This window comes from Luteibacter sp. P4_D7_3 (assembly GCF_056401735.1).
The window spans coordinates 1-3492 of sequence record NZ_JBFUIT010000375.1 but is presented as its reverse complement, the minus strand read 5'-3'; the positions used below and the strand labels follow the sequence as shown (position 1 = coordinate 3492).

The window sequence follows — 3492 nt, the reverse complement described above, 5'->3', positions numbered from 1 at the left end:
TGTGTTGACAGCACCAATGCGCCCTACGTTCCAGGTGTCATGCAATTTCGGAAGAAGTTGATGATTTCGTGAAGACGCCGTAGTGAGAACCGGATCTCTTGGCTTTTTATCCTGCGTTCGGCAAGCTCCGGGGTCGTCCTAAAGGAGCTCCACGATGAGAACGGCCCACACGCTCGCCATCACCCTCGCCCTCCTCGTCACCGGCAGCAGCGCCATCGCCGCCGACAGCACCAGCCAGGTGATCAAGCGCCAGGCACCCAAGGGCATCACGGCTTCGTTCTATGCGTGCGTCGATAAAGCCGGTTCCGACACGACGGCGCAGGGCACCTGCCTCACCGCGGAAAAGAAGACGCAGGACACGCGCCTCAATACCACCTATAAGGCGCTCACCGCCAAGCTCACCGGCAAGGCGAAGGACAATCTCCTCGCATCGCAGCGCGCCTGGCTCGAGTTCCACAACAAGAACGGCGATTTCGAAGCCACGCTGTATGGTGATGAGCCCGTAGCCGGCCTCCAGGTCACCCAGAACGATATCTTCCGCCTCGCCGAGCGCGCGGACGCCCTGGACAAGTACCTCACCATCGCCAACGATCAGTAATCCGTTCCTTCAAGGAGAGAAGTCATGGCTGGTATCGACACGCACGATGTGAACTCGCTCGCAGGTGCCACGTATTTCGTGGTGGGACGTGGCACCGAAGGCGGTCCGTCTTCGTACCACCTGTCCATCACCGGCGTGACCTCCGGCACGTCCGATCCCAACTGGGGTCATGCGAACAAGATCATCGCGGACAGCGGTTACTCGCTCGGCACCATCCAGGTCGACCTCGGCAAGCGCGGCACCTGGGCGCTCGGTGCCACCGATGGCGCGGCGCTGGAACCCGGTCAGACCACGTATGTGGACGGCATCATCGACCAGTCCTCGCAGTACGCGAAGGATCACGGCCTGACGTACACCAGCGACACGACGAAGCTCCGCCGGGACCTGCTCACGCATGGTAACGGCGAACACGGTCGCACCACGCTCAACTTCATCGACAAGGACACCCGCGACGGCATCAACGCGTGGGCGGGCTCGCAGAACGGCCAGAAGTGGATCCACACCAACATCGACTACCCGCAGATCAAGAACGCGACGCAGTCGGCCATTGACACGTTGGACAAGTACGGCAAGAACATCCCCGAAGATCGTCGTCTGGAAACCGTCGCCATTCTCGCCAAGACGGAGAACCAGATTCCGTCGCAGATGAAGAAGTTCGAAAAGGTCATGCAGGAAGGTGGCGACTACAACGCCGTCCTCGCCAAGGCCAACGAGATCAAGGAAACCTACTCGTACTACGACGGCCCGAAAGCTGCCGCGTTAGCCGAGCAGTACAAGAATGCATACAAGGACCCGGAAAAGGCCGCCGCACTCGATCGCGCCAGCGCCAAGGTCGGTGATCCAAACTTCGATCCGTCGAAGTCAGGTGATGACGCGGATATCAAGGCGGCGCTGCAGGCGATTGGCCAGGGTGGTCGTGCGCATGCGCCGGCTGGCCATGCGTCGTTGAAGGACGGCTCACACGGCGAGAAGGTGACTGCCTTGCAGACCGACCTGGCCAAGCTTGGCTTCACCGACGCGCATGGCCGCGCGCTGCGTCCCGACGGTGATTTTGGTCCGGGAACGAAGGCAGCGGTCGAGGCCTTCCAGCGTGCCCACGGATTGACTGCTGATGGCGTGGCTGGACCGAAGACGCTGGATGCGGTGCAGAAAGCGGCGCATCCACCACAGGTCAGCCACCCGTCACCCGTCAGTCTGTCCGACACCCGGCATCCCGGCCATGCGATCTATACGCAGACGTTGGACGGCGTGAAAGCTATCGATGCGCTGCGTGGCCGTACGTCGGACCATCGGTCGGAAAACCTTGCCGGCTCGCTCGCCGTCGCGGCGAAGAAGGAGACGATGTCGCAGGTCGACCACGTCGCCATGAGTGACGACGGCATGCGCGCCTATGCCATGCAGGGTGCATCGAATTCACCGTTCAAGCGCGTTGCTGAAGTCGATGTCGCCGAGTCTGTCGCAAGGCCGCTGGAACAGAGCAGCGCCGAGTTCGAGAAAGCTCACCAGCAGCAGGGTCAGCAGACCGTTCCACAGCAACAGCAGACGCAGCAGCAAGCTCACGTTCCGCAGCAGGCTCCGGGCGTGCAGCCGTAGCGGCATAGAATAATTCTGAAAAGTTGTGAAACATAGCGAATTTCAAGAGAAGAAAGAGGTCATGGGTAAGTAGGTCTGGACCTACCCCCTGTTGGACGCCGCGGGCATGTGATTGCCGCTTACTCCAATAGTGCCCGGGCAAGCACTTTGTACACGCGCCCATCCTGTGACTGCGCCACATTGAAACGCACGAAGCCGGTCGCACTCGACGCCTGGCTGAAAGCATTTCCCGGCGCGAGCACCACGCCCTCTTTCAGGCACGCTCGCGCCACCGTGGCGGCGTCGACACCTTCTGGGAGCCGACACCAGACAAACATGCCGGCACCCGGAACGAGCCAGGGCGTGATGCCCAGGTCGGCAAGCTTTGCCACGGTTTTCTCCATCGCTTTCGCCAGGCGCTCGCGCACGGTTTCCATGTGCTTGCGATAGCCGCTGTCCGTCAACGTGGCAAACAGGATTTCAGCGGACAGGCGCCCTCCTCCGAAAGAGGTCGCGATCTTCAGGTCGGACAGGCCCTCGATCCAATCAGGACGGGCCGCCACGTAGCCGCATCGAAGCGATGCCGAGATCGTCTTCGAAAAGCTACTGACGTGAATCACGCGCGAGAGGCCGTCAAAGGCCGCCAGCCTCGGCGCAGGCACGGCTTCGAAGTCGGCAAAGATATCGTCTTCGACGATCACCAGATCCGATGCCTCGGCAAGCTTCAGGAGGCGATGCGCAACGACGGCGGACAACACAGCGCCGGTCGGATTGTGCAGCCCCGAGTTGGTGATGTAGAGGCGCGGCGAATGCGCCTTCAACGCTGCTTCGAACATGCCGACATCCGGCCCGGTCGGGGTATACGGAATGCTGACGACGTTGACGCGATGTGCCTTCAGCAATGAGTGGAAATTGAAATAGCAGGGATCGTCCACCATCACGGTGTCGCCCGGCTCCAGCAGGAACCGGCAGATCAAGTCGATGGCCTGGATGCCCGACTCGGTCAACATGATCTGATCGGGTGCCGCGTCGACGCCGATGCCATGCATCCGGCGGGCGAGCAGCTGACGCAGCCCGGGGTGCCCCAGCGGCGTGGCGTATTCCACGAGTTCCAACGTCTCGGCCCGTGCCACGGCGCGCAGGGCGCGGCGCATGCCCGCTTCGAAGAGCCAATCCGCCGGGAGCCATCCGCAGCCCGGCTTCAGTAACGTGGCGTCCGCTTCCAACGACTGCCGGGAGATCCAGAGCGGGTCGACTTCCCTCTCGACCTTCGGGCCCATATCCGCCAGCGCCAAAGGAGCAACCGGCCCGGCCACGTAGAA

General features: G+C 62.0%; 3 protein-coding genes. 2 read left to right on the top strand and 1 reads right to left on the bottom strand.

Features of this window, described 5'->3' with window-relative positions; all coding sequences use genetic code 11:
• The first annotated feature begins 154 nt into the window (after window positions 1–154).
• Window positions 155–598: a lysozyme inhibitor LprI family protein gene (locus AC1DSN_RS20120; RefSeq protein WP_477295189.1), complete on the top strand. Its 444-nt coding sequence runs from the start codon at window positions 155–157 to the stop codon at window positions 596–598.
• A gap of 24 nt (window positions 599–622) precedes the next feature.
• Window positions 623–2191, top strand: coding sequence for an XVIPCD domain-containing protein (locus tag AC1DSN_RS20115; RefSeq protein WP_477295187.1), 1569 nt, complete (start codon window positions 623–625; stop codon window positions 2189–2191).
• 119 nt (window positions 2192–2310) lie between these two features.
• Here the strand turns inward: AC1DSN_RS20115 and AC1DSN_RS20110 are convergent.
• The coding region (locus tag AC1DSN_RS20110) for an aminotransferase-like domain-containing protein (RefSeq protein ID WP_477332461.1) at window positions 2311–3492 on the bottom strand (1182 nt) is incomplete at its 5' end.

Bases quoted from the DNA above. Each gene is read 5' to 3' on its own strand.
- AC1DSN_RS20120 (WP_477295189.1), top strand. From the start codon at position 155: ATGAGAACGGCCCACACGCTCGCCATCACCCTCGCCCTCCTCGTCACC.
- AC1DSN_RS20115 (WP_477295187.1), top strand. From the start codon at position 623: ATGGCTGGTATCGACACGCACGATGTGAACTCGCTCGCAGGTGCCACG.